At 70.0% G+C, this 24,161-nt stretch carries 16 protein-coding genes; 9 read left to right on the top strand and 7 right to left on the bottom strand.

Features of this window, described 5'->3' with window-relative positions; genetic code table 11:
- Positions 1 to 581 precede the first annotated feature (581 nt).
- The 4 genes from OG965_RS10990 (at position 582) to OG965_RS10975 (ending at position 4,684) form a co-directional block, all read left to right on the top strand.
- A complete protein-coding gene (locus OG965_RS10990; protein WP_371651616.1) occupies positions 582 to 1,592 on the top strand; it encodes a hypothetical protein in 1,011 nt (336 codons plus the stop codon).
- A gap of 102 nt (positions 1,593 to 1,694) precedes the next feature.
- Complete coding sequence (locus OG965_RS10985) at positions 1,695 to 3,224, top strand: APC family permease (protein WP_371651614.1); 1,530 nt, start codon at positions 1,695 to 1,697, stop codon at positions 3,222 to 3,224.
- 91 nt (positions 3,225 to 3,315) lie between these two features.
- Entirely contained in the window at positions 3,316 to 4,050 is a 735-nt protein-coding gene (locus tag OG965_RS10980) for a molybdopterin-dependent oxidoreductase (RefSeq protein ID WP_371651612.1), read from the top strand.
- On the top strand, positions 3,992 to 4,684 hold the full coding sequence (locus OG965_RS10975) for a cytochrome b/b6 domain-containing protein (protein WP_371651610.1): 693 nt from the start codon (positions 3,992 to 3,994) through the stop codon (positions 4,682 to 4,684). The genes OG965_RS10980 and OG965_RS10975 overlap by 59 nt, the downstream gene beginning before the upstream one ends.
- Here OG965_RS10975 and OG965_RS10970 read toward each other — a convergent pair.
- Both OG965_RS10970 and OG965_RS10965 read right to left on the bottom strand, forming a co-directional pair.
- Positions 4,670 to 6,076, bottom strand: coding sequence for a gluconate:H+ symporter (locus tag OG965_RS10970; protein WP_371651608.1), 1,407 nt, complete (start codon positions 6,074 to 6,076; stop codon positions 4,670 to 4,672). The two genes, OG965_RS10975 and OG965_RS10970, sit on opposite strands and share 15 nt — an antisense overlap.
- A gap of 34 nt (positions 6,077 to 6,110) precedes the next feature.
- Positions 6,111 to 6,620, bottom strand: a complete 510-nt coding sequence (locus OG965_RS10965) for a gluconokinase (RefSeq protein WP_371651606.1) — start codon at positions 6,618 to 6,620, stop codon at positions 6,111 to 6,113.
- A 194-nt stretch (positions 6,621 to 6,814) separates the two neighbouring features.
- On the opposite strand from OG965_RS10965, the gene OG965_RS10960 reads away from it, so the two are divergent.
- The 4 genes from OG965_RS10960 (at position 6,815) to OG965_RS10945 (ending at position 11,128) form a co-directional block, all read left to right on the top strand.
- Positions 6,815 to 7,516, top strand: a complete 702-nt coding sequence (locus tag OG965_RS10960) for a FadR/GntR family transcriptional regulator (protein ID WP_371651604.1) — start codon at positions 6,815 to 6,817, stop codon at positions 7,514 to 7,516.
- Between the two features lie 209 nt (positions 7,517 to 7,725).
- Positions 7,726 to 9,174 carry an amino acid permease gene (locus OG965_RS10955; RefSeq protein WP_371651602.1) on the top strand — a complete coding sequence of 483 codons (1,449 nt, stop codon included), beginning with the start codon at positions 7,726 to 7,728 and terminating at the stop codon, positions 9,172 to 9,174.
- Positions 9,175 to 9,413: 239 nt separating this feature from the next.
- Positions 9,414 to 10,499 (top strand): S-(hydroxymethyl)mycothiol dehydrogenase, encoded by a 1,086-nt coding sequence (locus tag OG965_RS10950; protein ID WP_371651600.1) that lies wholly within the window; start codon positions 9,414 to 9,416, stop codon positions 10,497 to 10,499.
- A complete protein-coding gene (locus OG965_RS10945; protein WP_371651598.1) occupies positions 10,499 to 11,128 on the top strand; it encodes an MBL fold metallo-hydrolase in 630 nt (209 codons plus the stop codon). The genes OG965_RS10950 and OG965_RS10945 overlap by 1 nt, the downstream gene beginning before the upstream one ends.
- Here OG965_RS10945 and OG965_RS10940 read toward each other — a convergent pair.
- From OG965_RS10940 to OG965_RS10920, 5 genes are all read right to left on the bottom strand, one after another.
- A complete protein-coding gene (locus OG965_RS10940) occupies positions 11,112 to 11,981 on the bottom strand; it encodes an amidohydrolase (protein ID WP_371651597.1) in 870 nt (289 codons plus the stop codon). The genes OG965_RS10945 and OG965_RS10940 overlap by 17 nt on opposite strands.
- Positions 11,978 to 12,289 (bottom strand): L-rhamnose mutarotase, encoded by a 312-nt coding sequence (locus OG965_RS10935; protein WP_371651595.1) that lies wholly within the window; start codon positions 12,287 to 12,289, stop codon positions 11,978 to 11,980. Before OG965_RS10935 ends, OG965_RS10940 begins: the two co-directional genes overlap by 4 nt.
- The gene (locus tag OG965_RS10930) at positions 12,286 to 13,233 is read right to left on the bottom strand and encodes an aldo/keto reductase (RefSeq protein ID WP_371651593.1); all 948 of its coding nucleotides are present in this window, start codon (positions 13,231 to 13,233) and stop codon (positions 12,286 to 12,288) included. The genes OG965_RS10935 and OG965_RS10930 overlap by 4 nt, the downstream gene beginning before the upstream one ends.
- A gap of 70 nt (positions 13,234 to 13,303) precedes the next feature.
- Entirely contained in the window at positions 13,304 to 14,266 is a 963-nt protein-coding gene (locus OG965_RS10925; RefSeq protein ID WP_371651592.1) for an RluA family pseudouridine synthase, read from the bottom strand.
- Between the two features lie 472 nt (positions 14,267 to 14,738).
- Positions 14,739 to 19,967, bottom strand: a complete 5,229-nt coding sequence (locus OG965_RS10920; protein WP_371656908.1) for a sacsin N-terminal ATP-binding-like domain-containing protein — start codon at positions 19,965 to 19,967, stop codon at positions 14,739 to 14,741.
- 519 nt (positions 19,968 to 20,486) lie between these two features.
- Between OG965_RS10920 and OG965_RS10915 the strand changes: the two genes are divergently transcribed.
- Positions 20,487 to 24,113, top strand: a complete 3,627-nt coding sequence (locus OG965_RS10915; protein ID WP_371651590.1) for a hypothetical protein — start codon at positions 20,487 to 20,489, stop codon at positions 24,111 to 24,113.
- The last annotated feature ends 48 nt before the right edge of the window (positions 24,114 to 24,161 follow it).

Genomic DNA, 24,161 nt, shown 5'->3' with positions numbered 1-24,161 from the left:
ACTTGCTCGACGATAGCGCCCCGGGCGCCCTGACGCCTCCCGAGCACCCACTGGGGCGCTCCCCAGACCCCTTTTCGGCCTAGGGGTTCGTTGTCGGGGGACCCTGTTCGTCTGCGGGCTCGGTGGGGGCTGGTCGCGCAGTTCCCCGCGCCCCTTAGGTAACTCCAGCCCCCGGTGTGCAAGGAGCGGGGCCCGGGCAAATCCAGCCCCTCCGGCGTTTGAGGAGCGGGGTCCGGGGCGGAGCCCCGAAGCGGGGTGCAGGGGCCGCAGGCCCCGCAAAAGGGGTGCAGGGGGCGTAGCCCCCGCCCGGGGTCCGGGGGCGCAGCCCCCGGGAAACCCCACCTTCACCCCCACCCACCCCCGGAGGGTTTAGGGGAGGGGCGGGGTGGGGGTCAAACCCCGCGACCACCCCCCAAGTTGAACCCCACCACCCACCCACCCGACCTTGACGTGGAGCCTTGGGTACCGCTTTGCTGTCCGCGATCACCCTGTCACCCGGCCCAATAACCACACCCACCACACACACCACACACGCATCACCACACCCGCATCACCCCAACCACCCCCCGGGAAGTACGCGGATGCCGCCCCCGCCCCCGCTCGGCCGCCCCCGCAAACGCGGCGGACGAGCCTTCGACCCGGCGCTCGACGACGCCGAACTCGTCGCCGTCCGTGCCCAGTTGGCGCAGGGCCGGTGGACCAGGGTCCGCTCGCTGCTGGTCGCGACCGGCGACGACTGGGACCGCCGCGGCCACCGCCTCACCGTCCTGGGCGAGCCCGCCACCTCCGGGGCCTGGGCCCGCGAGTGGCTGCTCGCCGAGCCGGACAGCCCCGACGCCGCCGCCCTCTACGCCTGTGCCCTCGTCTCCCGCTGCCTCGGCGAGAAGGACGGAAGGGACGGAAAGGATGGAAAGGGCGGAAGGGGTGGACAGGGCGGGAGTGGCGGCAACGGCCACACGGACCGCGCCCGCGACGCCTGCCTGGAGGCGGCCCGGCTCGCCCCCGCCGACCCCACCCCCTGGCTCGCCCTCCTCGCGCTCTCCCGCCGCCTCGGCTCGGACAACGAGACCGAGCAGATCTTCGCCGAGGTGTGCTCCCGCCACCCGGACCACCATCACGCCCACCACCTGATGGCCGCCCGGCTGGCCGAGCGCCGCCCGGGCGACGGCGCCGACCCGATGCACGAGGTGTACGCCTTCGCCGCCGCCTCCGTCTCCCGCGCCCCCGCCGACTCCCCGCTCGCCCTGCTCCCGCTGGTCGCCCACGCCGAGCGGTACCGGGTGCTCGCGGCCGGGGGCGCGGCGCCGGGCGACCCCGTCGACTCGGAGCACTGGACCGGCCGCCGCGCCCGCCAGGTGATCAAGTCCGCGTTCGACTGGTGGCTGGAGTGGGAGCGCGAGGACCACCCCCGGGCCGGCGTCGACCTCAACTTCCTCGCCCACGCCAAGCACTGCGAGGGCCGCCCCGCCGAGGCCGCGGCCCTCTTCCACCGCATCGGCCGGCACTTCACCCCCGCCCCCTGGTCGTACCCGGACCGGGACCCGTACCGCGCCTTCCAGGCCGCCCGCAGCGCCGCACTCGGCACCGCCTAGCCCCATCCCCGCCACCACGGCACCCGCCACCACGGCACCCGGCACCACGGCTCCACCCCCTCGGCACCACCCCCCGCGTCCCACCGAAAGGGCACCCCCGCCATGTCGAGCGACACCGATGAGATCCGTACGTACAAGGGGCAGGAGAGAGCCCTGCGCGCCGACCGGCTCGGCACTTCGGGCCTGCTGCTCTCGGTGCTCGCCGCGAGCGCCCCGCTGATGGTGGTCGCGGGTGTCATGCCCACCACGTACGGCGTGATGGGCATCGTCGGCCAGCCCCTGCTCTTCCTCATCCTCGGCGCCGTCCTGGTCCTGTTCAGCTTCGGGTACGCCGAGATGAGCCGCCACGTCCACAACGCGGGCGCGTTCTACGCGTACATAGCCAGGGGCCTCGGCCCCACCGCCGGTTCGGGCGCCGCCTTCGTGGCGCTCGTCGCGTACAGCACCCTCCAGGTCGGCATCTACGGCATGTTCGGCTTCGAGGTCTCCAGCCTCTTCGCCACCTACCTCGACACCGAACTCGCCTGGTGGATCCCGGCGCTGGCCGCCGTCGCGCTGGTCGGCGTGCTCGCCTGGCTGAAGATCGACCTCAACGCCAAGGTCCTCGGCGTGCTGCTGGTCATCGAGGTCGCCCTGGTCGTCGTCTTCGACTTCGCCGCCGTCGCCGACCCCGCCAAGGAGGGCCTGTCGCTGCACGCGTTCAACCCGTCCACGCTCTCCGGCGCGGGCATCGGCACCGCCCTGTGCTTCTGCATCGCCGCGTTCACCGGCTTCGAGCAGGCGCCGGTGTACGCGGAGGAGACCAGCCGCCCGCATCTGGTCGTCTCGCGCGTGATGTTCCTGGCCGTCGGCTTCACCGCCGTGTTCTTCGCGCTCAGCTCCTGGGCGCTCACCGTGGCCACCGGGCCCTCCGGCATCATCGACGCCTCCCGCAAGAACGGTCCCGGCCTGCTGTTCGGGCTCACCGAGGACCGGCTCGGCACCACCTTCACCGACGTCCTGCACGTCCTCTTCGTCACCGGGATGTTCGCCGCGCTGCTCAGCTTCCACAACGTCGTCTCCCGGTACGTCTTCGCCATGGGCCGCGAGGGGCTGCTGCCCGCCGCGTTCGGCCGTACCAACCAGACCAGCGGCGCCCCGGGCACCGGCTCGCTGCTCCAGACCGTGATCTCGCTCGTGGTCGTCGTCGCCTTCGCCGTCACTGACGACAAGCCCACCGGCGACCCGACCGCCGCCGTCCTGCACCTGTTCACCTGGATGGGCAACGTGGGCGCGCTCGGCGTGATCGTGCTGATGGCCGCCGCCTGCTTCGCGGTCATCGCCTTCTTCGTCCGCCGGGGCGCGGCCGCCGCCCAGCTGTGGCGGCTGCTCGCCTCCGGCATCGCCGGGGTCGCGCTCGTCGTCATCGCGGTCTACACGGTCAAGGACTTCGACGTCCTCGTCGGCGCGGGACCGGACTCCTCGCTCAGCTGGCTCCTGCCCTCGATCATCGCGCTCGCCCTGGCGGCGGGTGTGGCGTACGGCCTCTTCGTACGGGCGGTGCGGCCCGAGGCGCACGCCCGGATCGGCCAGGGCAACGAGGCCTTCCGGCTGGAGACGCTGGAGAGGGCGACGGGACGCGGCCAGGCGTAGGCCGCCCTCGGGCCCGAGCGAACTCTGACCAAACGATGACGGTGTGCCTCGGCCCCTGGTGTCCGGGGGCCGCCGGTGCTCGAATCGGGGGGTGAAACCCGAACCACCCGAACCGTCCGCCGCCGAGAGCGCCCCCGTCGGCCGCCGCATCGTGCTCGGCATGCTCGGCCTCGGCGTCGCCGGGGTCGCCGCCGCCCCGGTCCTCCAGCGCGGCCTGGAGTCGTTCCTCGGCGCCGCCGCCGGGAAGGACCCCACCGGTCTGACCGGCCTGCTGCCCAACGGCGGCGGCTTCCGCTACTACTCGGTCGCCGCCTCCGTACCGCACAAGGGCGCCGCCGACTACCGGCTCACCGTCGACGGCCTGGTCGACCGCCCGGCCACCTACACCCTTGACGCGCTGCGGGCGCTGCCGCAGACCCGGCTGGTGAGGGACGTGCAGTGCGTGACGGGCTGGCGGGTGCCCGGCACACCGTTCGCGGGGGTACGGCTGTCCCGGCTTCTCGACGCCGCAGGGGTGCGCCCAGGAGCCGGGGCGGTCCGCTTCACCTGCTTCGACGGCACGTACACCGAGAGCCTCACGCTCGAACAGGCCCGCCGCGACGACGTGCTGGTCGCCCTGAGCATGCGGGACAAGCCCGTGTCGCACGCCCACGGCGGCCCGGTCCGCCTCTATGTGGCGCCCATGTACTTCTACAAGTCGGCGAAATGGCTCTCCGGGATCACCGTGACGGGCAAGGTGCGGCGGGGATTCTGGGAGGAGCGGGGCTATGACACGGATGCCTGGGTCGGCAGGTCCAACGGGCGCGACGACCACCCCACGAGCTGAACCGGCCGCGCGCGTACGGCGGTTCACCCGGGCCGAGCGCTGGGTGCACCGGATCAACGCCCTGGTGTTCGGCGTGTGCGTGCTGTCGGCCGCCGTCCTCTATCTCCCGCAGTTCGCCGAGGCCGTGGGGCGCCGGGAGCTGGTGGTGCGAGTGCACGAGATCTCGGGCGTGCTGCTGCCCGTACCGGTCCTGGCGGGGCTCGTCTCCCGCGCCTTCCGCGCCGATCTGCGCCGCCTCAACCGGTTCGGGCCGCACGACCGGCGCTGGCTGCGGTCGGCGCTCACCCGGGACGAACACCCGCGTACGGCGGGCAAGTTCAACGCCGGGCAGAAGGTCTACGCGGGGTGGATCACCGGGGCCGCGCTCGTTCTGCTCGGCACCGGTCTGTTCATGTGGTTCACGCACCTGGCGCCGCTGGCGGTGCGGGTCGGCTCGACGTTCGTCCACGACTGGCTGGCGCTGGCCGTCGGGATCGTACTCACCGGCCATGTGACCATGGCGCTCCTCGACCCGGAGGCACGCCGTGGCATGCGCACCGGGTCGGTGGGGCGTTCTTGGGCCCGGCGGGAGCACGGGCTGTGGCTGGAGGAGCTGGAGGGCCGGGGGAGCGGTGGTCCGCTAGATCACCAGTGACAGCAGCAGCACGAACCCCAGCGCCACCACCGAGATGATCGTCTCCATCACCGACCAGGTCTTGACCGTCTGGCCGACGTCCATCCCGAAGTACTCCTTCACCAGCCAGAACCCCGCGTCGTTGACATGGCTGAAGAAGAGCGAGCCCGCGCCGACGGCGAGGACCAGCAGGGCCGTGTGCCCGGTGGACATGTCGGCGGCCAGCGGGGCCACCAGGCCGGCGGCGGAGATCGTCGCCACCGTGGCCGAGCCCGTCGCGAGCCGGATCGCGACCGCGATCAGCCAGGCGAGCAGCAGCGCGGGAATGGACCAGTCCTTGGAGATGTCCAGGATCATCTGCCCCACGCCCACGTCGATCAGCGTCTGCTTGAAGCCGCCGCCCGCGCCGACGATCATGAGGATGCCCGCGATCGGGGCGAGCGACTTCTCGACCGTCGTGGAGATCCGCTCCTTGCTGAACCCGGCGGCCCGGCCCAGCGTGAAGATGGCGACGAGTACGGCCGCGAGCAGCGCGATCAGCGGTGAGCCGATCACGTCGGTGACCCGCTGGAGGTGGTTCTTCGGATCGTCGACCACGATGTCGACCAGGGCCTTCACCAGCATCAGCACGACCGGCAGGAGCACGGTCGACACCGTCGCGACGAAGCTCGGCCGGGTCTCCAGGTCCTCGGAGGGGCGCGTGGGAATCATGCGGTCCGGCGCCGGGATGTCGACCCAGCGCGCCGCGTACCGGGAGAAGACCGGCCCGGCGATGATCACCGTGGGGATGGCCACCAGCACACCCAGGGCGAGCGTGACGCCCAGGTTGGCGCCGACCGCGTCGATGGCGACCAGTGGGCCCGGGTGCGGCGGGATCAGCCCGTGCATCACCGAGAGACCGGCGAGCGCCGGGATGCCGATCCGCATCAGCGAGTAGTTGCCGCGCTTGGCGACGAGCAGCACCACCGGGATCAGCAGCACGATCCCGACCTCGAAGAACAGCGGCAGGCCGATGATCGAGGCGATGACCACCATCGCCCACGGCATCGCGCGCCCGCCGGACTTCCCGGCCTTCGCCAGGATCGTGTCGACGATCTGATCCGCGCCGCCCGAGTCGGCGAGCAGTTTGCCGAGGATCGCGCCGAGGGCGATGAGCACCCCGACACCGGCGACGGTGTTGCCCAGGCCGGTGGTGAAGCTGGTGATCGCCTTGTCCAGTGGCGCTCCCGCGAAGGCGCCGAGCGCCAGCGAGCCGATGGTCAGGGCGAGGAACGCGTGCAGCTTGAACTTGGTGATGAGCAGGACGATGACGGCGATGCCGGCGAGTACGGCGATCCCCAGCCGGGCGTTGCCCGCCGAGGTGATCGGCTCGGCCGCGCCCGCTGCCAGGATCTCGACGCTGAGACTGGTCACGGTGTGGTCCTTGGTTGGTGAGTTGGCCGGTGGGTCAGTCGGCGAGCCGGCGCAGCGCGGCGACGGCCCGGTCGGTGATGTCCTCGGGGGTCCCGGCGACGTCGACGGCCACCCCGGCCTCGTCCGCCCCGAGCGGCTGGAGCGTGGCGAACTGCGAGTCGAGCAGCGCGGTGGGCATGAAGTGGCCCCTGCGCTCGCTCATCCGCCGCTCGATGAGCTCCCGGTCGCCGGTGAGGTGCAGGAAGACGAGGCCGGGGGCGGCCGCCCGCAGCCGGTCGCGGTAGGCCCGCTTCAGCGCGGAGCTGCTCACCACCCCGCCGAGGCCGGCCCGGCCGTGCGCCCACTGCCCGATCGCGTCGAGCCAGGGCCATCGGTCGCCGTCGTCCAGCGGGACGCCGGCCGACATCTTGGCGACGTTGGCCGCCGGGTGGAAGTCGTCGCCCTCGGCGTACGGAACGCCGAGCGCGACGGCGACCAGGGGGCCGATCGTGGTCTTGCCGGTGCCGGCCACGCCCATCACCACGACGACGTGGGGGGTGCTCATAGCGGTGCCTCGCTGTCTTCGTCGACATCGATGTGTTCCGGGCGGGGGTCGTTTCCGGCCATCTGCCCGTCGCGCTACTGAAACCCAAAGGTGCGACGTATTCAAGACCTCGTGATTAATAAGTAATACTTTTTCGCTCGCGGCCCCCGCGTGCCCGTCCTGCCCCGACCCCACCGCCCCGTACCCTTACGGCCATGACCACACAGGCCCAGGGACTGCACGCGCAGGTGCTCGACACCCTCGGCCGCGCGATCACCGCGGGCGAATACCCGCCCGGCAGCGTGCTGCGCGGCGACGAGCTCGCCCAGCGCTTCGACGTCTCGCGCACCGTGATCCGCGAGGCGATCCGGGTCCTGGAGTCCATGCAGCTGGTCGAGTCCCGGCGCCGGGTCGGGGTGACGGTCCGGGCCACCGAGCAGTGGAACGTGTACGACCCCCAGGTCATCCGCTGGCGCCTGGCCGGATCCGACCGGCCGCGCCAGCTGCGCTCACTGACCGTGCTGCGCTCGGCCGTGGAGCCGGTCGCCGCCGGGCTCGCCGCCGACCACGCCACCCCCGAGCAGTGCGCCGCCCTCACCGAGCAGGCGCTCGGCATGGTCGCCACCTCGCGCGGGCGCCGGCTGGAGGACTACCTCGTCCACGACGTCGCCTTCCACCGGATCGTCCTGAACGCCTCCGGCAACGAGATGTTCGCCCGGCTCGGCGACGTGGTCGCCGAGGTGCTGACCGGCAGAACCCACCACCAGGTGATGTTCGAGGATCCCGATCCGGCGGCCGTCACCCTGCACGTCCAGGTGGCCGAGGCGGTCCGGGAGCGGGACGCGGAACGGGCCGAGAGACTCACCCGCGAGATCGCCGTCGGGGCTCTCAAGGAATTGGACGTACTCGCCCCCTAAAGCTCAGATTTACCTCAGATTCATCACAGATCTGCCCGCACGTGACATTGGCCACTGCCAAATGCCCCGTCGAGCCGCGACCATGTCCCGAATCAGCCACGCCGCGGTGACCCCAGAGCTCACCCGCATCACCGGCCACAGCCGGGACGGCACCGGCACAGCCCGGTATCGCACGACCGCATGACCCCTCACGAAGGCGATACAGCTACATGAGTGACCGCACCATGCCTGCGGCCGAGACGTCGGCGTCCGCGCCGGCGCAGGGCACCCCCCACATCGATGCCGGTGACGCCGGTTACAGCAAGGACCTCAAGTCCCGCCACATCAACATGATCGCCATCGGCGGCGCGATAGGCACCGGCCTGTTCCTCGGCGCCGGCGGCCGGATGGCGGGCGCCGGCCCCTCGCTCGCGATCGCCTACGCGGTCTGCGGCGTCTTCGCGTTCTTCGTCGTCCGGGCGCTGGGCGAGCTCGTGCTCTACCGGCCCTCCTCCGGCGCCTTCGTCTCCTACGCCCGTGAGTTCATGGGCGAGAAGGGCGCCTACACGGCGGGCTGGCTGTACTTCCTGAACTGGTCGACCACCGCCGTGGCCGACATCACGGCCGCCGCGACCTACGCCCACTTCTGGGCCATGTTCAGCGACATCCCGCAGTGGGTCCTCGCCCTGATCGCCCTGGCAGTGGTCCTCACCGCCAACCTGATCTCGGTGAAGTACTTCGGCGAGATGGAGTTCTGGTTCGCGATCGTCAAGGTCGCCGCCCTGGTCGCCTTCATGGCGGTGGGCATCTACCTGGTCGCCACCCAGCACAGCGTCGACGGCAACACCCCGGGCCTGGCCAACATCACCGACCACGGCGGCATCTTCCCGATGGGCATGCTGCCGATGCTCCTGGTCGTCCAGGGCGTCGTCTTCGCGTACGCCTCGGTCGAGCTCTGCGGTGTCGCGGCGGGCGAGACCGAGAACCCGCAGAAGATCCTGCCCAAGGCGATCAACTCGATCATGTGGCGCGTCGGCATCTTCTACGTCGGCTCGGTCGTCCTGCTGGCGCTGCTCCTGCCGTACACCGAGTACTCCGGCGAGCAGAGCCCCTTCGTCACCGTCCTGGACAAGCTCGGCGTGCCGGGCGCGGCCGGTGTGATGAACCTGGTGGTCCTGACCGCCGCGCTCTCCAGCCTCAACTCGGGCCTGTACTCCACCGGCCGCATCCTGCGCTCGATGGCCGTGGCGGGCTCCGCGCCCAAGTTCACGGCCCGGATGAACAAGGGCCATGTGCCCTACGGCGGTGTCCTGCTGACCGCCGCGTTCGGCGCCGCCGGTGTCGCCCTGAACAAGCTGATGCCCGACGACGCCTTCGAGATCGTGCTGAACTTCGCCTCCATCGGCATCCTCGGCACCTGGGCGATGATCATGATCTGCTCGCTGCTGTTCTGGCGCCGCGCCCAGGAGGGCAAGCTCACCCGTCCCTCCTATCAGCTGCCCTGGGCCCCGTACACCCAGATCGTCACGCTGGTCTTCCTCGCCACCGTGCTGTACCTGATGTGGTACGGCGGCGGCGTGGGCCGCACCACCGTCTACTGCCTGCCCGTGATCCTGGGCATGCTGGTCGGCGGCTGGTTCCTGGTCCGCAAGCGGGTCGCGGAGCTCGCGGCCAAGTAGCACCGCGTACATACGAGAAGGGCGGCATCCCGGCGCGGGGTGCCGCCCTTCGGCATGCGCCAGGGCTGCATCTTCCCGGGGGATAACCCCCGGACCCCCAGCCGGACAAGCGGGCCCATCCGGAGCGCCCGGTAGACCTGCACCGGGCCGACCGGAGTAACGTGCGGAGGTCGGGCCCGTACACATTTCCGCCCGTACGCGTCCGCGCGTACCGGCGGTGCCAGGAAGGAAGTTCACGCATGCCGCAGCAGGTCCGAGGGGTCATCGCGCCGGGGAAGGACGAGCCCGTGCGGGTGGAGACGATCGTGGTGCCGGATCCGGGGCCCGGCGAGGCCGTGGTGAAGGTCCAGGCGTGCGGGGTCTGCCACACCGATCTGCACTACAAGCAGGGCGGGATCAACGACGACTTCCCCTTCCTGCTCGGCCACGAGGCCGCCGGTGTGGTCGAGTCGGTCGGCGCCGGGGTGAGTGACGTGGCGCCCGGCGACTTCGTGATCCTCAACTGGCGTGCGGTGTGCGGCCAGTGCCGCTCCTGTCTGCGCGGCCGCCCCCAGTACTGCTTCAACACCCACAACGCCAAGCAGAAGATGACCCTGCTGGACGGCACCGAGCTGTCGCCCGCGCTCGGCATCGGCGCCTTCGCCGAGAAGACGCTGGTCGCGGCCGGGCAGTGCACCAAGGTCGACCCTTCGGTCTCCCCGGCCGTCGCCGGGCTGCTCGGCTGCGGTGTCATGGCGGGCATCGGCGCCGCCCTCAACACCGGCAACGTCGGCCGCGGCGACACGGTCGCCGTCATCGGCTGCGGCGGGGTCGGGGACGCGGCCGTCGTGGGCGCCCGGCTCGCGGGCGCGGCGAAGATCGTCGCCGTGGACATCGACGACCGCAAGCTCGCCACCGCGAAGATCATGGGCGCCACCCACACCGTCAACTCGCGCACCGAGGACGCCATCGAGGCCGTCCGCGCCCTGACCGGAGGCTTCGGCGCCGACGTGGTCATCGAGGCGGTCGGCCGCCCCGAGACCTACAAGCAGGCGTTCTACGCCCGCGACCTGGCCGGAACCGTGGTCCTGGTCGGCGTGCCCACCCCGGACATGAAGCTGGAACTGCCGCTGATCGACGTCTTCGGACGCGGCGGCGCGCTCAAGTCGTCCTGGTACGGCGACTGCCTGCCCTCGCGGGACTTCCCGATGCTGATCGACCTGCACCAGCAGGGCCGGATCGACCTCGCCGCCTTCGTCACCGAGACCATCGCGCTCGACGAGGTCGAGAAGGCCTTCGAGCGCATGCACGAGGGCGACGTGCTGCGCTCGGTGGTGGCGTTCTGATGGCCGCCCGCATCGAACACCTGGTCACCTCGGGCACGTTCGCGCTGGACGGCGGCGTGTGGGACGTCGACAACAACGTCTGGATCGTCGGCGACGACGAGGAGGCGGTGGTCATCGACGCCGCCCACGACGCATCGGCGATCCTGGCCGCGCTGGGCGGCCGCACCCTGCGCGCGATCGTCTGCACCCACGCCCACAACGACCACATCGACGCCGCCCCGGAGCTCGCCGAGGCCACCGGGGCGCCGGTGCTGCTCCACCCCGACGACCTGCCGCTGTGGAAGCTCACCCACCCGGACCGCGCCCCCGACGGCGAGCTGGCCGACGGGGAGGCCGTCACGGTCGCGGGCACCACGCTGACCGTGCTGCACACCCCGGGCCACGCCCCGGGCGCGGTGTGCCTGTACGCCCCCGAGCTGGGCACGGTGTTCACCGGTGACACCCTGTTCGCCGGTGGCCCCGGCGCGACCGGCCGGTCGTTCTCGCACTTCCCGACGATTGTCGACTCGATCCGCGAGCGGCTGCTCACCCTGCCGCCCGGGACGGTGGTACGGACGGGCCACGGCGACTCCACCACCATCGGCGCCGAGGCACCCCACCTGGACGAGTGGGTCAAGCGCGGCCACTGAGCCCGTAGACGCGGTCCGCCGTGCCGCCGAGGACCTGAGCCCGTTCATCCGGGCCCAGGTCCTCGGCCAGCGCCCGCGCCGCGTCCAGGACTTCGCCGTACGAGGCGGCGAGCAGGCACACCGGCCAGTCCGAGCCGTACATCAGCCGCCCGGGTCCGAACGCCTCCAGGACCGTGTCCGCGTACGGCCGCAGACCGGCCACCTTCCAGTCCGGGCCCGCCTCGGTGACCAGGCCCGACAGCTTGCAGACGGTGTTCGGGAGCGTGGCGAGCGCGCGGACCGCCGATCCCCAGGGCCCGGTGGCGCCCGAGGCGATCGGCGGCTTGCCCAGGTGGTCGAGGACGAAGGCGAGGCCGGGGTGGAGCCCGGCAGCCCGTACGCAGGCGGGCAGCTGGTGGGGGAGGACCACCAAGTCGTACGCCAGCCTCGCGGCCGCGACGGCGGCCAGCCCCCGGCTCACGTCCGGCCGCAGCAGCCACTCGGGGTCGCGCTCGCCCTGCACCTGATGGCGGATCCCCACCAGCCGCTCCCCGCCCGGCAGTTCCCGCAGCCGGGCCAGCTCGTCGGCGACCCCGGGCGCGGTGAGATCGGTCCAGCCGACGACGCCGCGTACAAGAGGGTCGTCCCCGGCGAGCGCCAGGAACTCCGGGGTCTCCTCGGCCACCGTCACGGTCTGCACGAGCACGGTGGCCGCCACCCCGGCGGCGTCGGCCTCCCCCCGCAACTGGTCGAGGGTGAAGGTGCGTCGCAGCGGGGCGAGTTCGGGCCCGGCGATCCACTCCTGGTCGCGGACGGAGAGGTCCCACACATGGTGGTGCGCGTCGACGACCCGCACGCCCGTCCCAGGCGTCACAGCTCCCACACCACCGGCAGCCCGGCGTCCGCACCCGCGCCGGAGTAGTCGTGGACGACGTCGAGCAGCTCGGCCATCCTCGCCTGCCAGGCGATATTGACCGGCAGCCGCTCCAACTCGGCGAGCAGCCGCCCGTAGTCGGCGCACTCGATCACATGGAACAGCTCGGTGCCGCTGCGCCAGATCGTCCACCCGGTGACCCCGGCGGCCCGGATCGCCGCCGTCAGCTCCGCCGGGACCTCCCGGTGCGCGGCCTCGTACGCCCCGATCCGGTCGCCCCGGACCCTGGTGTGCAGTGCGACCCTCATACGCCCAGCTCCTCCCACAGCGCCTGCGGCACCGGCCGCCCGAACTGTTCGGCCGCGTCCCGCACCTCGGCCGCCGAGCGTGCGCCCACCAGCACGCTCGCCACCGCCGGGTGCCGCAGCGGGAAGGCGAGGGCCGCGGCCCGCAGCGGGACGCCGTGCGACTCACAGACCGCCTTGATCCGCAGCGCCCGCTCCAGGAGGGCCGGGGGCGCGGCCGCGTAGTCGTAGGGGGCGCCCGGCCGGGGATCGGCGAGCAGCCCCGAGTTGAAGACCCCGCCGACGACCACGCTCTTGCCGCGCGCGGCCGCCTCGGGCAACAACTCGTCGCCCGCCCGCTGGTCGAGCAGTGAGTACCGCCCGGCGCACAGCACCGCGTCCACGTCCGTCTCCCGTACGAACCGGGCCAGCAGCCGGGCCTGGTTCATCCCGGCCCCTATGGCCCGTACGACGCCTTCCGCACGCAGCCGCTCAAGGGCCGGATAGGCCTTGTCCAGGGCCTGTTCGGCGTGGTCGTCGGGGTCGTGCAGGAAGACGACGTCGATCCGGTCCAGGCCCAGGCGCCCGAGGCTGTCCTCGATGCTCCGCCGCACCCCGTCCGCGCTGAAGTCCCAGCGGCGGCGGTGGGTGGCGGGCACGGCGAACCCCTCGGCGGAATCGTCACCGGCCGGCTCCGCCAGCGGCTCCAGGACGCGGCCGACCTTGGTGGACACGGTGTACGCGTCCCGGGGGCGGTCCCGCAGCGCCGCGCCGATGCGGCGCTCGGAGAGCCCCAGGCCGTAGTGCGGGGCGGTGTCGAAGTAGCGGACACCGGCGTCCCAGGCGGCGTCGACCGCGTCCCGTGCGTCGGCGTCGGACACCTCGCCGAGGAGGTTGCCGAGCCCGGCCGCGCCGAGGGAGAGCGCACTGACGGCACAGCCGCTGGCACCGAGCTTAGTGACGCGCATGCGAGCACATTTATCAGATGTCTCAGGGGTTGAGGTACCCCTGAACCCCCAATTTCGCTCCGCCCGGGGCCTATTGGTCCGATGTATCGCGATCGCCATCGTCCGGATACCACGCGGCGAGCCGCAGCCCGCTCTCGAACCTCCGCTCCCGCCCGTCCACCGGATCCGTGAACTCCAGTACCTTCGCCAGCAGTTGCAGAGGACGGGTGAAGTCGTCCGGGTCGGGCTCCTCGGCCACCACCGGATAGACCGGGTCGTTGAGGATCGGCAGCCCCAGGCCGTTCATATGGACCCGCAGCTGATGGGTGCGCCCGGTCGCCGGAAGCAGCCGGTAGCGGCCGAGCCCGCCCCGGTGCCCGATCAGCTCGATCCGGCTCTCGGCGTTCGGCTCGCCCGCCTCCTCACGCGCGGCGATCACCCCGCGCTCCTTGACGATCCGGCTGCGCACGGTCACCGGCAGCGCCACGCCCGCGTCGTACGGGGCGACCGCCTCGTACTCCTTGCGCACCCGCCGCTCGGCGAACAGGCTCTGGTACGCGCCCCGGTCCTCGGGGCGCACGACGAACAGGGCGAGACCGGCGGTCAGCCGGTCGAGGCGGTGCGCGGGCTGGAGCGCGGGCAGGCCGAGCTCGCGCCGCAGCCGGGCGACGGCGGTCTCGGTGATGTGCCGGCCCCGGGGCGTGGTGGCCAGGAAGTGCGGCTTGTCCGCGATCACGATCCGCTCGTCGCGGTGGACGATCCCGATCCCGAACGGCACGGGTACCTCGGGGGCGAAGTCCCGGTGGAACCAGACGTACATCCCCGGCCGGTACGCCAGCTCGTCGTCCACGGGCCCGTCGGCGGTCAGGAACCGCCCGCCGCGCACCATCTCCTCCACCCGCGCGGCCCCGATGGCGCCCCGGAACCGCTCGACCAGATACTCCCGGACCGTCCCCCAGACCCCGTCCGGGTCCACGGGCAGCCGCACCCGCACCGGGTCGATGCCGTCGCGCTGGGGGAGCGGGGCGGCCGGGATCCTGGCTCTATGTCTCACAAAACAAGAAAACCCCAGCTCAGCTGGGGTTTTCAAGTGGTGGGTCGTTCACGAGATCCCTTGACCAGGCGTATCAGGGCTAATCGATGTTGAGGTTCCCGCAAGCCGCATGATCACTCCCCGAGAGTATGCGCATGCAATTATTGCTGGGATGTACTTGCGCCCCGTGCCGGCGACGGGGTCGTACCAGGCAGGGCCCATGCGCATCGTGGATAATCTGGAGCGCAAGGGTCTTGCCGTACGCAAGGCTGCTGCGGGTCTGACCGACGAGTGCGGGCAGTGGAGATCACACCTCACGGGCTGGACACGCGGATCGCCCGGTGGAGAGAGATCTTCGAAGCCTTCTCCAACCAGGTTCTGGACTCCCGACGGGCTGGCAGCTCCCGAGGGCTCGCGCTCCCTACCCGTTGTCGACAGGCATGTGCTGGCATGGGGGCAGTTCGACCTCGATTGCCTACGGGGAAGGTTCCGGTCACCCCGGCGGTAGTTCGAACCGCAGGCGCATAGCCGTGCCGACGAGGCGGTAACCGGCGAGGCCGGGAGCGCTGAACGGGTTGGGGAGGGGCGTTATACGTCGGTGGGTGCGGTCGAGGACGTGGGTGACGTAGACGATGGTGTAGGTCTCGTCCGGGCGGAGGTGACTGGCTCGTTCGACTTCGGACTCGCCGAGTTCGAACTCGCCCCGGTCCCCGGTCGAGGCCTTCACCTCGTACAGGAGGGTGCGATCGCCATCGTGGATCAGGAAGTCGTAGCCGAGGCTGTCGTCGCCCGAGCCGTCGGCGAGGACGTGCTGGCGTAGCCCGGACTTCCAGGATTCTTCGCGGGGGACACCGTAGTGCTGCTCCAGCCAGGTGGCTACGGCCACCTCCCCGGCGAGTCCGACGGCTCTGTCCCTCTGAGGGTCCCGGGGGACGGCCCGGTATCCCCCGCCGCGGCCGGCGACCGCAGAGGTGGTTCGTTGCCTCGGGAGGGCGGGTGCCGACGGTGTCCCGGGCTGTGGGACAGCGGCGAGTTGGCCGGGGGTGAGGTCGGCGGCGACCTGTCGGGCGAGGTCGCGCAGATGGTCGGGGCCGATCGGTAGGGCACGGCCGTTCAAGAGAAGTGACGGGCCCAACGGCGGGGCGGGGAGCGGGATGCTACCAGCGGGAGGGCTCGGTGGAAGGGGCGGGGGTTCGTGAAGGCCGAGGTCGGCCGCCCGGTCCGTGGCGGGCATGCCGGCGGGCCAGTGACCGTGGGTCTGGAGCCAGGCGATGAGCGTACGGGTGCCGATCGGCTCGAAGTCGAGCAGGCCCTCAGCGTCCATCGCCGACGCGACCTCGGTGGCCGACGGCAGAGAAGGGGCCTCGCGGCCCTGGCGGTTCAGCCAGGCTTCCATCCGGACACGCAGGCGGGGGAAGCGCGCGTGGATGGTGTCGACGCAGTCCTCGTGGATCTCAGCCACCGGGCGCGGGTGGTGCTGCCGTGCCAGCGGCGGGGGCAGGTGCATGACCGTCCATTCCTCGGCATGGGCGTCGAGGAGGTAAACAGGAAGGTCCCAATGTTCGAGTCCCCACCGGGGGTCCGGCTCCAGTCCGGGCAGCGAGCGGAGCCGGATGTACTCCGTGAGGGGAGCGCCCGCCTTGTGCGTGGTCACGTAGGCGTCTCGGACACGGTCGGCCGCGCGGGCCCGGTTCTGCTGCAGCCATGCCTGGAACTGGCGTCGGTGGGTCTCCGCGTTGTCGACGGTCGGCAGACCCAGTGTCTGCCAAGCGCGATTGGCCTCGGCCAGAGGCACCCCGAGCGCGGACAGCATCCGCCGCCAGTCGTTCTCCTCCACGAGCCCCAGCAAGTGGTCGGCGCGCTCAACATCGAGCCGGGCGACCAGCCAGTCGTGGAGCTCGCCGCGATCGTGCAAGGTCTCCTGTCCGCGTTGCAGTTCCTCGGCGAGGGCGAGGTCGACGCAGGCAAGCAGGGGGACTAGTCGGGCGCTGCCGGAGCGGATCGAGGCACGGTCGGCGAGCACCGCCTCCAGGCGCTGGCGCGGGATGGCCAGCACGGAGGCGATGTCCCCCTCTGTGACGTCTGCGACGGCCCGGCCCAGCCGGTTCAGTGCGATGAACGCCAGCTGCACCGCCGTGCTCAAGTACGGGGCGCCGATCAGAGTACTCAGGGCCGTCGCGGCGACCTCCAGCGCATGCCAGTCGGAGCGCTGCCGCGCGCACACCACGACGAGGAGAGGTTCCCCCGGATCGTCGTGCAGGAGGGAGCGGTCATCGCCGGAGGCGTCGAGGGCATGCCCGGCGATACGAGTGACCGCGGTCCGCGCCACGACGACGCCACAGGATCGAAGCCGTTGCCTTATTCGGCGCGCGGCGGGGACCGTGGCTCGGGAGGACCGCTCCTCGTCGAACTCGACCAGCGCGACCATGAGGGTCTCCAGCCAGGGCCCGGCCAGGGTGAACAGCGGTACTCGGGGTGCGTTGGCGATCGGCAGCTGGTCGACCCGGACGTCGAGGTCCGCCTCGCTCGTCGTCCGGATCACGAAACGGCCCTGCGCCTCCAGGTGCTCGTGGACGCGCTGGCCCAGAGCCCGGTCGTCGACCGGTAGGACGGGGAGGGGTGCCTGGTCGAGCAGCCTCCGCTGCTGGGTGCCGCGGATGTCAGCCACGTAGACCGGCTCTGGCTCGGACTCGGCTGCCAGGACATCCAGCGTCCCGGCCCGGCTCACAAGGAGTTCGGGGAGGATCCCGGACCGCCACCCGCTGCCGAACCCGTCCGGAGGAAGGAGGTCCGCCCAGGCCTGTTCGTACGCCCGCTGCAGCAGATGCCCGAGGCGCCCTTGCCGTAGCCGGGGCATACGGCGGAGGAGGGCGGGCAGGTGGCGGAGCCGGTCCGCGGCGGTCCCGGCATCGTCCCATCGGCGTACGCCGAGCAGTTCCAGGCGTTTGAGCACGCGGTCTGACTGCCGTCTGCGTAGCGCGGCAGAGGCAACGGTCCGGTAGGCGGGCGGCGCCTCCGCCGAAGCCCACCACCACGCCTGGCCGGCCGTGGTGAAAGCGGGGGTATCTTCGTCGTCGCCCGTCTGGGGAATCCACGGCGCTCGGCTCAGGAAGGCGGCCAGCGGGGTGGGCCATGGTGTGCCCTTCTGATCCGAGCCGCCCGCGAAGCGGAACTCGAGTACCTCGGGAGCCCAGTTGTCTAAACCGTCAACGATCAGTTCGGCGTAGAGTCGGCGACTCTCCTCGTCGAACGCGGCGTACTCCCGCTGGCCGGGGAGCATTGCCACCCTCCTGCGGGTCGGGCGGTACTCGACAGTCTGGAAGAGATCGTCGCGGCGCTTGGGCCAGCTCTGGGCCGTCGCTTGCCATTGGACCCGCTCGTCCGGGGCCAGGTTCAGGGCCCACAGGCCGGGAAAGACGGATGGATGGTTGAGATGCTGCCCCTTCACCGCCTGAAGCGTGGGCACGTAGGTCGGTAGCAGGCCGTGGCGAACCCCCTGCTGTTCGAGGAAGCGTCGCAGGATCTGTGTGTCGGTGCGGGTACCGGCACAGATGTCCTGGGCGGGGCGGACGACCCGGTCGGCGGCGGCGACCAGGGTACGAGAGGCAGCCTCGGTGCAGTCGAGGAAGCGGGCCAGTGTCCGGTCGATTCCACCGTGCCCGCCCGACCAGCCTTCTCCGAACATGGCCTCCGTCGCGAGCACCCAACCCTTGCGCCCCGGCACCAACAGCCCCTTAATCACAGGCCGCTTGTTGTGCCGGTCCAGGGACGACGCCCACAGGTCACAGGCAAACAGGAGGTGTTCGCGCAGGGCCTCGTCGTCCTCACGGACCTTACGCATGGCGTCACCCAGCACCTCCAGGAGGGCTTGCGAACTGTAGTCGCGCACCAGCCCCTGTTCCTCCAGCCAGGTACGACCTCGGGAGCGCCGACTGGTTCGCCTTCCCGTCCAGGCGATCTCCGTATGGACGAAGGAGATGCTCTTCGCGAGTCCGCGTGGCAGGGCAGGCAGTGCAGCCGACGGCCCATCCGAACGGCGGAAGAACAACCCGGGATCGCCGGCCGGAGCCCGCTTCCCGTCAACCGTGAGGACGATTTCCCTCCCCTTCAGTTCCTCGCCGTTGCGGGCGAAGCAGACCGAAAGGTCGTGGTAATAGTCCGCCCACGTGCCTGCGTCGAACTCCCCCTCGGAGAGGTACGAGGCGACGCTCTCCGCCCAGCCGGCGAGCACGGAGGTGGGCGGGAGGAGCCCCAGCGCACGAACCGCACCCAGCGCAACCAGTCGCTCGGCGCGCAGAGAATGGAGCCGCGGGTCGATCATCTGCTGAGCCCCGGCAGCGGCAACGGCCTGCGGTGTGAACACGCGGGCCCGATCGGGTCCGCGCCACAAATAACCGTGCCGGTACGAGATACGTGTGCCCGCAGGGTGCAGTACCGGCATGAACGGCACGTCATCGAACTCACGGCCCTGTGCCTTGAAGGCCAGCTCCAGGCGCCGCATCTGATCGTGCTCCCAGCACATCAGGTCGACCAGAGCACCCGCGGGCATCGTGACGCGTCCCTCGTCGACCAGCACGGCCGTCTGAGCGCAGGCCTCGGCCGCGGTGTCGAGCAGCAGGTCGTTCCACTGCGTGGCCTCCGCCATGATGCGTCGGCTCACGTCTGTGTGGAACGGCGCGTTGAGGAATCCGCGGACCGGGCACGCCGGCTGTGCGCCCATGGGCAGGAAGGTGTACAGCCTCCCGCGCTCCAGTGGCTCGCCCGCGGGCACCGCCACGCTGACCACTGCCGAGTGTCCTAGAGCCTGCCAGCCATCCGTCAGCGGTCCGGATTCGACGCCAGCGGCGATGGCCTCGTGCGCGCGCTCACGGTCCACTGCGGCCGTCACCATGATCAGGCGTGTGTGACGGCGCAGTGTGATCTGCTGGACCTTCAGGCCGCGCGAGGTGAAGAGCAAATCCACCTTGCGTGTGTAGACGCTCGGGCGCCCCCGGCCGCCCACGCGATGCGTCACTGAAACCTTGCCGAGACGGTCCAGGAAGAGCTCGAACGGAACCCCGTCGTCGGTCAGTTCGCGCAGCTGGCGTACTGCTTCCTGCTTCGCGTCGGCGTTCCGCAGCGGGAGCCGGACCACGGTCACCAGTCCACGGCGGCGGAAGGGCAGCACTGCGGCCGGGACGTCGTCCACCGGCACCGGGACCTTCAACGACGACAGGTTCGCGCGCAGTTGACCGGCTGGCTCCGGGCGGCCGGGCGCGACCTGGTCCGTCAGCCAGTCGAAGTCCTCGTCCCGGGCGAAACGGAAACAGAACCCGTCGAAGGTCTTGGACGTGGCTCGCACGACGCTGTACAGCTCCGGGGCGGCGGTGAGTTGCAGAACGCTCTTGAAGCCGACGCCCTTGTGGCCAATGCCCTCTTCGGGGCGCTTGCTCGACAGGCCGATGCTGCACAGCGCCTCGAAGTTCTTGTATGCGAGGGGCCTGCCACCGTTCGCCACGTACAGGACGCCGTGTTCGCCCTCGTCCTCGTCAAGCATGATCTCGACGCGGCCGACGCCGTCCCGCGCGGGGTGCGCGTCATGGGCGTTCTGGAGCAGTTCCACGAGCACGCGCCCCTTGTACTCGGGCGACAGCATCCGCTCGGTGACCTCTTTGATCTCGAGGGCAGCACGTCGTCCGCGCTTGAGGTCGGCGAGGCATCCCTCGGCCTCCATGACCGCCATCGCCACGACCTGCTTCCGCCTGGCCGAGCCGCCAGCGCCCATGGACCGCCTCGCCCGCCCCTGCCCGTCGGTCACTGTTCCCCCCGAAGCCCCCTGAACGTACTGATGACGACGATAGAGGTGACCACTGACATTCAGACGCACAACCCGGAACATGCCGGTCTGCGGGGGCTCCCCTCCCCTACAGGCCGACACGAACGCCCTCGAAGCCCCCGCTCTCTGCCCGATCAGCGAAGGCACCGGAGGGGACGATTGGTGCCAGATCATTCAATCCGGGGCGTTGGACAGAACAACCAGAAGTCAGCCCAACAGCTGGTATCAACTACCGCCGGACGACGCTGGCCGCGGTAGCGACCTTCCTGGGCTGGCGGTAGCAGTTGCGCACCACGATCTGACGCCAGCGCTCGTCGCACTGATCGACAAGCTCGGTTACGTCGGCCCGAGCACCGAAACGGGTCCGCGCCCGAGCCGACAGACTCCGCCGCGCCTATTGTCAGACGTGCTGGCTACGCTCAGAGAGTGTTCACCGCACTGAAGGGGGCATGGTTGGTGAGCAACTTGGATGGTGGCCGAGTGGCCGCGCGCGGCTTTCAGTATCAATACCTGCGTACATTGGAAGCTCTCTTGGCGGGCTGGGACCGTCCCGATGTCGATGGATGCAGAATCGAGGGCCCGGCCCCCGACAGCACGGCGTCTGCTGTTGACGTCGTCGACTTTGACTTGGTCGACCGACAGGGCGAATGCCTGGTCGCCGCGCAAGTGAAGAGCGCAGCTCCTGGCCGACGGAGCAGTGCGCCCGAAGCCTTCGCAGTACTGGCCGAGATGGTCACCAAGTCAGACTCTAAGGCTTACGAGCTGATCACGACCGCGATGCCGGACACCAAATGCCGTGCACTCGCCGCAGCCCTTGCCGTCCAGAGTCAGGATCCGGAAGAACTCCGTTTCTCCGTGGCTCAGTTACTCGGCCAGGCTCCCCGAGCTAGTGCTCGCTTACAGGCACTGTCTGCCGAAGAGGTCGAGCGCCTAGGAAGGTGCCGAATCGTCTTCGACAACCGGGACGAGGCCGTCCTGCGCCGCGATCTCCACGATCAGCTGCGGCAGCGGCGTAGGCAGCGTCGAGCCGGCCTGGGCGAGAGGTCGGCCGGGTTGATTCTGGGATATCTCACGGCCGAGGTCCTGCGCCGTGCTGCCACTCCGCAGGAGGCATTCTGGAGCATCTCAGACTTCACAAATGCGGTCCTGGTGGAAGACGACGTCTTGATCCGCGCGCTGGGCCGTAAGGACTGGGCCGCGGTCTATGGACCTGTCACTCCCGTACCTGACATCGTCCGTCCAGCGCTCCTCGCAAAAGTCGCAGACGCACTGACTCCGGCAGACAGTGCTCCGGGCGGTGTTCAGAGCTGCGTGGTCACCGGCTTGTCGGGCATCGGCAAGTCCAGCACAGCGGCGGCGTACGTCGCTGAGCACGCGGACAGGTACGACCTCATCTTCTGGGCTGACGCCTCCACGACCGAATCCCTGACGGCATCGTTCCGACGCCTGTGCGGGCACCTGCACGGACAGTTCGACGATCAGTCTGCACGCAGCGCGGACCACCTCCGGGAGCAGGCGCACGAGTTACTCAGCGCCTTACCCGGGCGTTGGCTGATCGTTTTCGACGATGCCTTCGCCGACATCGTGTCCCCCTGGATCCCCCGACTCGGCCGCGGGGACGTACTGATCACGTCCATCGACAATGCCGGATGGACGTGGGCAAGGCACCGAGTATCGGTAGACAGGATGAGCACCGACCATGCCTGTGAACTGATGACACGTCGACTTGCCTTGACAGACAGTGACGCGGAACGCCACCGGCAAGATCTGGCCACGCTGGCAGACGCCCTCGATGGGTGGCCACTTGCGATCGAACTGGCCTGCGGCTACCTCCGGAGCTGCGCCATCCCCGTCGACAGGATCGACCAGTACCGCCATGCACTGCTGTCACGGGCACTAGACGACCGCTTCTCCATACCGCACGGCTACCCGCGCACCCTGGTCGCCGCGGTGGACTTGAGCCTGGCCCGACTGGTCCATGTTCTGGCGGGCGACCAACAGCTGTCCCGGCAAGTGCGAGAAGTCCTCGGCTACCTGACGAACTTCGCCCCGCAGCGCATCCCCATCCATCTGGCCGCCGTCAGCGCCTTCTTCTCCCCGGAGGACGTCCCGACGACTCCATTGCCTACGGCCGTCGACGAAAGCGACGTGCCACTCCGAGAGATCTTCCGCGCCCTGGTAAAGGTCTCGTTCGTCCGATACACAGAGCCTCTGGCGCCGCTGTCCAGCAAGTCCCCTGTCGGCATCGACGACACGGTCTCGATGAATGCCGTTCTCCAAGAGATTCTCCGCCAGTACTACGAACAGACGCCTGGCAGCAAAGAAGCACTCTCCCAATGCGCCTTCCACACCGACCGCTGGCTGTACGTCTCCATGGAGGTTTCACATGCCGACCGAAGCTGGGAATTGGCTCAGCACGCGGCTGCCCTCGCGGCGCACGCCCGCCGCAGGGATGTGAAGGACAACCACACGGCCGTTCTGCTCGGGAACCTTGCAGGATTCAAGAAACTCCAGGGAGAGGTCCGCGAAGCCATAGAGCTGCTGACGCTTGAGCTGGCCTGGCTCGATGAGATCGAAGAGCCGAATGAGGTCCTTCAGGCACAGACACGGATTCAGTTGGCCCACGCTCACCAGATCGCGGAGCTGCCCGGAGAAGCCGACCAGGCTCTTCGGCTGCTCACCCCCGTGCTCGCTTACATCGAACACATCCGACAGGAAGAACCTGCACGGAACGCCGCTGCCGTGCTCACAGCCGAAGCTGCAGCGATCCTGGAAGAGCTACTTCGGCGGCATGCGCGCAACGAGCGTCTCGTACACCTGCACCGCTCCTTCACCACTCTGAGCGGCCTGCTCCCCACGCCTTCCACCGTCGCGGAGATGGCACAGGCACGGGCTGTCGGGCGCCTCTTCGAAGCAGGGCAAACCGAGGCAGCAGAACGCGCCGCGCGGGAGGCGCTGGCATCTTACGGGGAAGACTGGACCGGCAATTCCGCGGAAGTGCAGCGGATCCTGATCGAAGCCCTGACTGTTCAGAGGCGCTGGCAAGAGGCCGAGGCGGAGTTCGAAAGCTTCCTTGCCCGCACCCGACCTCGCTCCTTGCATCGCTTTGCGGAACAGATGCTCGTGCACAACGTGGGTCTGACCTGCGCGCTCGCCTGGGTTGTGGCGGGAGACGAAGCCGCGGCTGCCCTGCTGAACCGCATTGTCAGCGAGATGGACGTGGATACCCTTAGCAGGCAAGTGCCGCTCGTCGAACGCACTCGGTACACATTGCTCAAGGCCGTGGCGGCAGCCAGCCGCAATGACACTTCAGCCTTCGAGACGCTGATGCACGACCTCGGGACCCACCCACTCGACAAGGAGACGAACGAGGAAACCCCCTGGGAGGATCTTCTCCACCATCTCATTGGCCGACTGCGTGACATCGCCGCCAGGACTGTGCACGAGAATTTCCAAGTGCACGGCGAGAAACTGCTGCAGACGCTGGCGCCAGGATGGCAAGGGGATCCCAATTTGGCCCGCGTCCTGGAACGAGCCGATGTTGGCATCCGCTTGGCTCTGAGCTCCGAGGCGCCCTTTGACATCCTCGGCTTCGCTGCTCTTCCAACCGCTGGCACAGTCGGCAGGGACAGGACCATTGCTGTGGCCGTCATAGAGCCCACACACATGCTGGCCATCGGCACGGCCGACGGCCTCAGCATGGAGTTGCAGGTCCATCGAATCTGCAGCTCAGGCTTCCGGCTGGTGGTCCCCGAAGCCTTCACCGTTCCCACGCCGGCCGGCTGGCAACTGCGCCGCCACCGAGGCCAACTCACTCTCAAAGACTCGGCCGGAGTCCTACGTGCCCGCGCCCGCATCCGGCCACAACAGCAGTGGCTCGCCGCCGCAGACAGACATCGGCGAGTCCTGGTGCTGTACGGTTTCGGCTTCGACCTCGGCAGTCCGGCCCGGCGGAACGAAGCGTTCACCAGCCACCAGGCGTTCTATAGCCGTCTCAAATTCACGGCAGCCCGCCGTCTCCTCGCCGCTGGCCTGGTGCCATGGAAGTCTTGACAGGCTCGACCAGTAGTGTCTTCCCGGGACCCACGGCGTCCTACCCTG

This window comes from Streptomyces sp. NBC_00224, from assembly GCF_041435195.1.
Taxonomy (GTDB): Bacteria; Actinomycetota; Actinomycetes; order Streptomycetales; family Streptomycetaceae; genus Streptomyces.
Note: the sequence above shows the minus strand (reverse complement) of the source record. Positions and strands in the feature narration are given on the sequence as shown.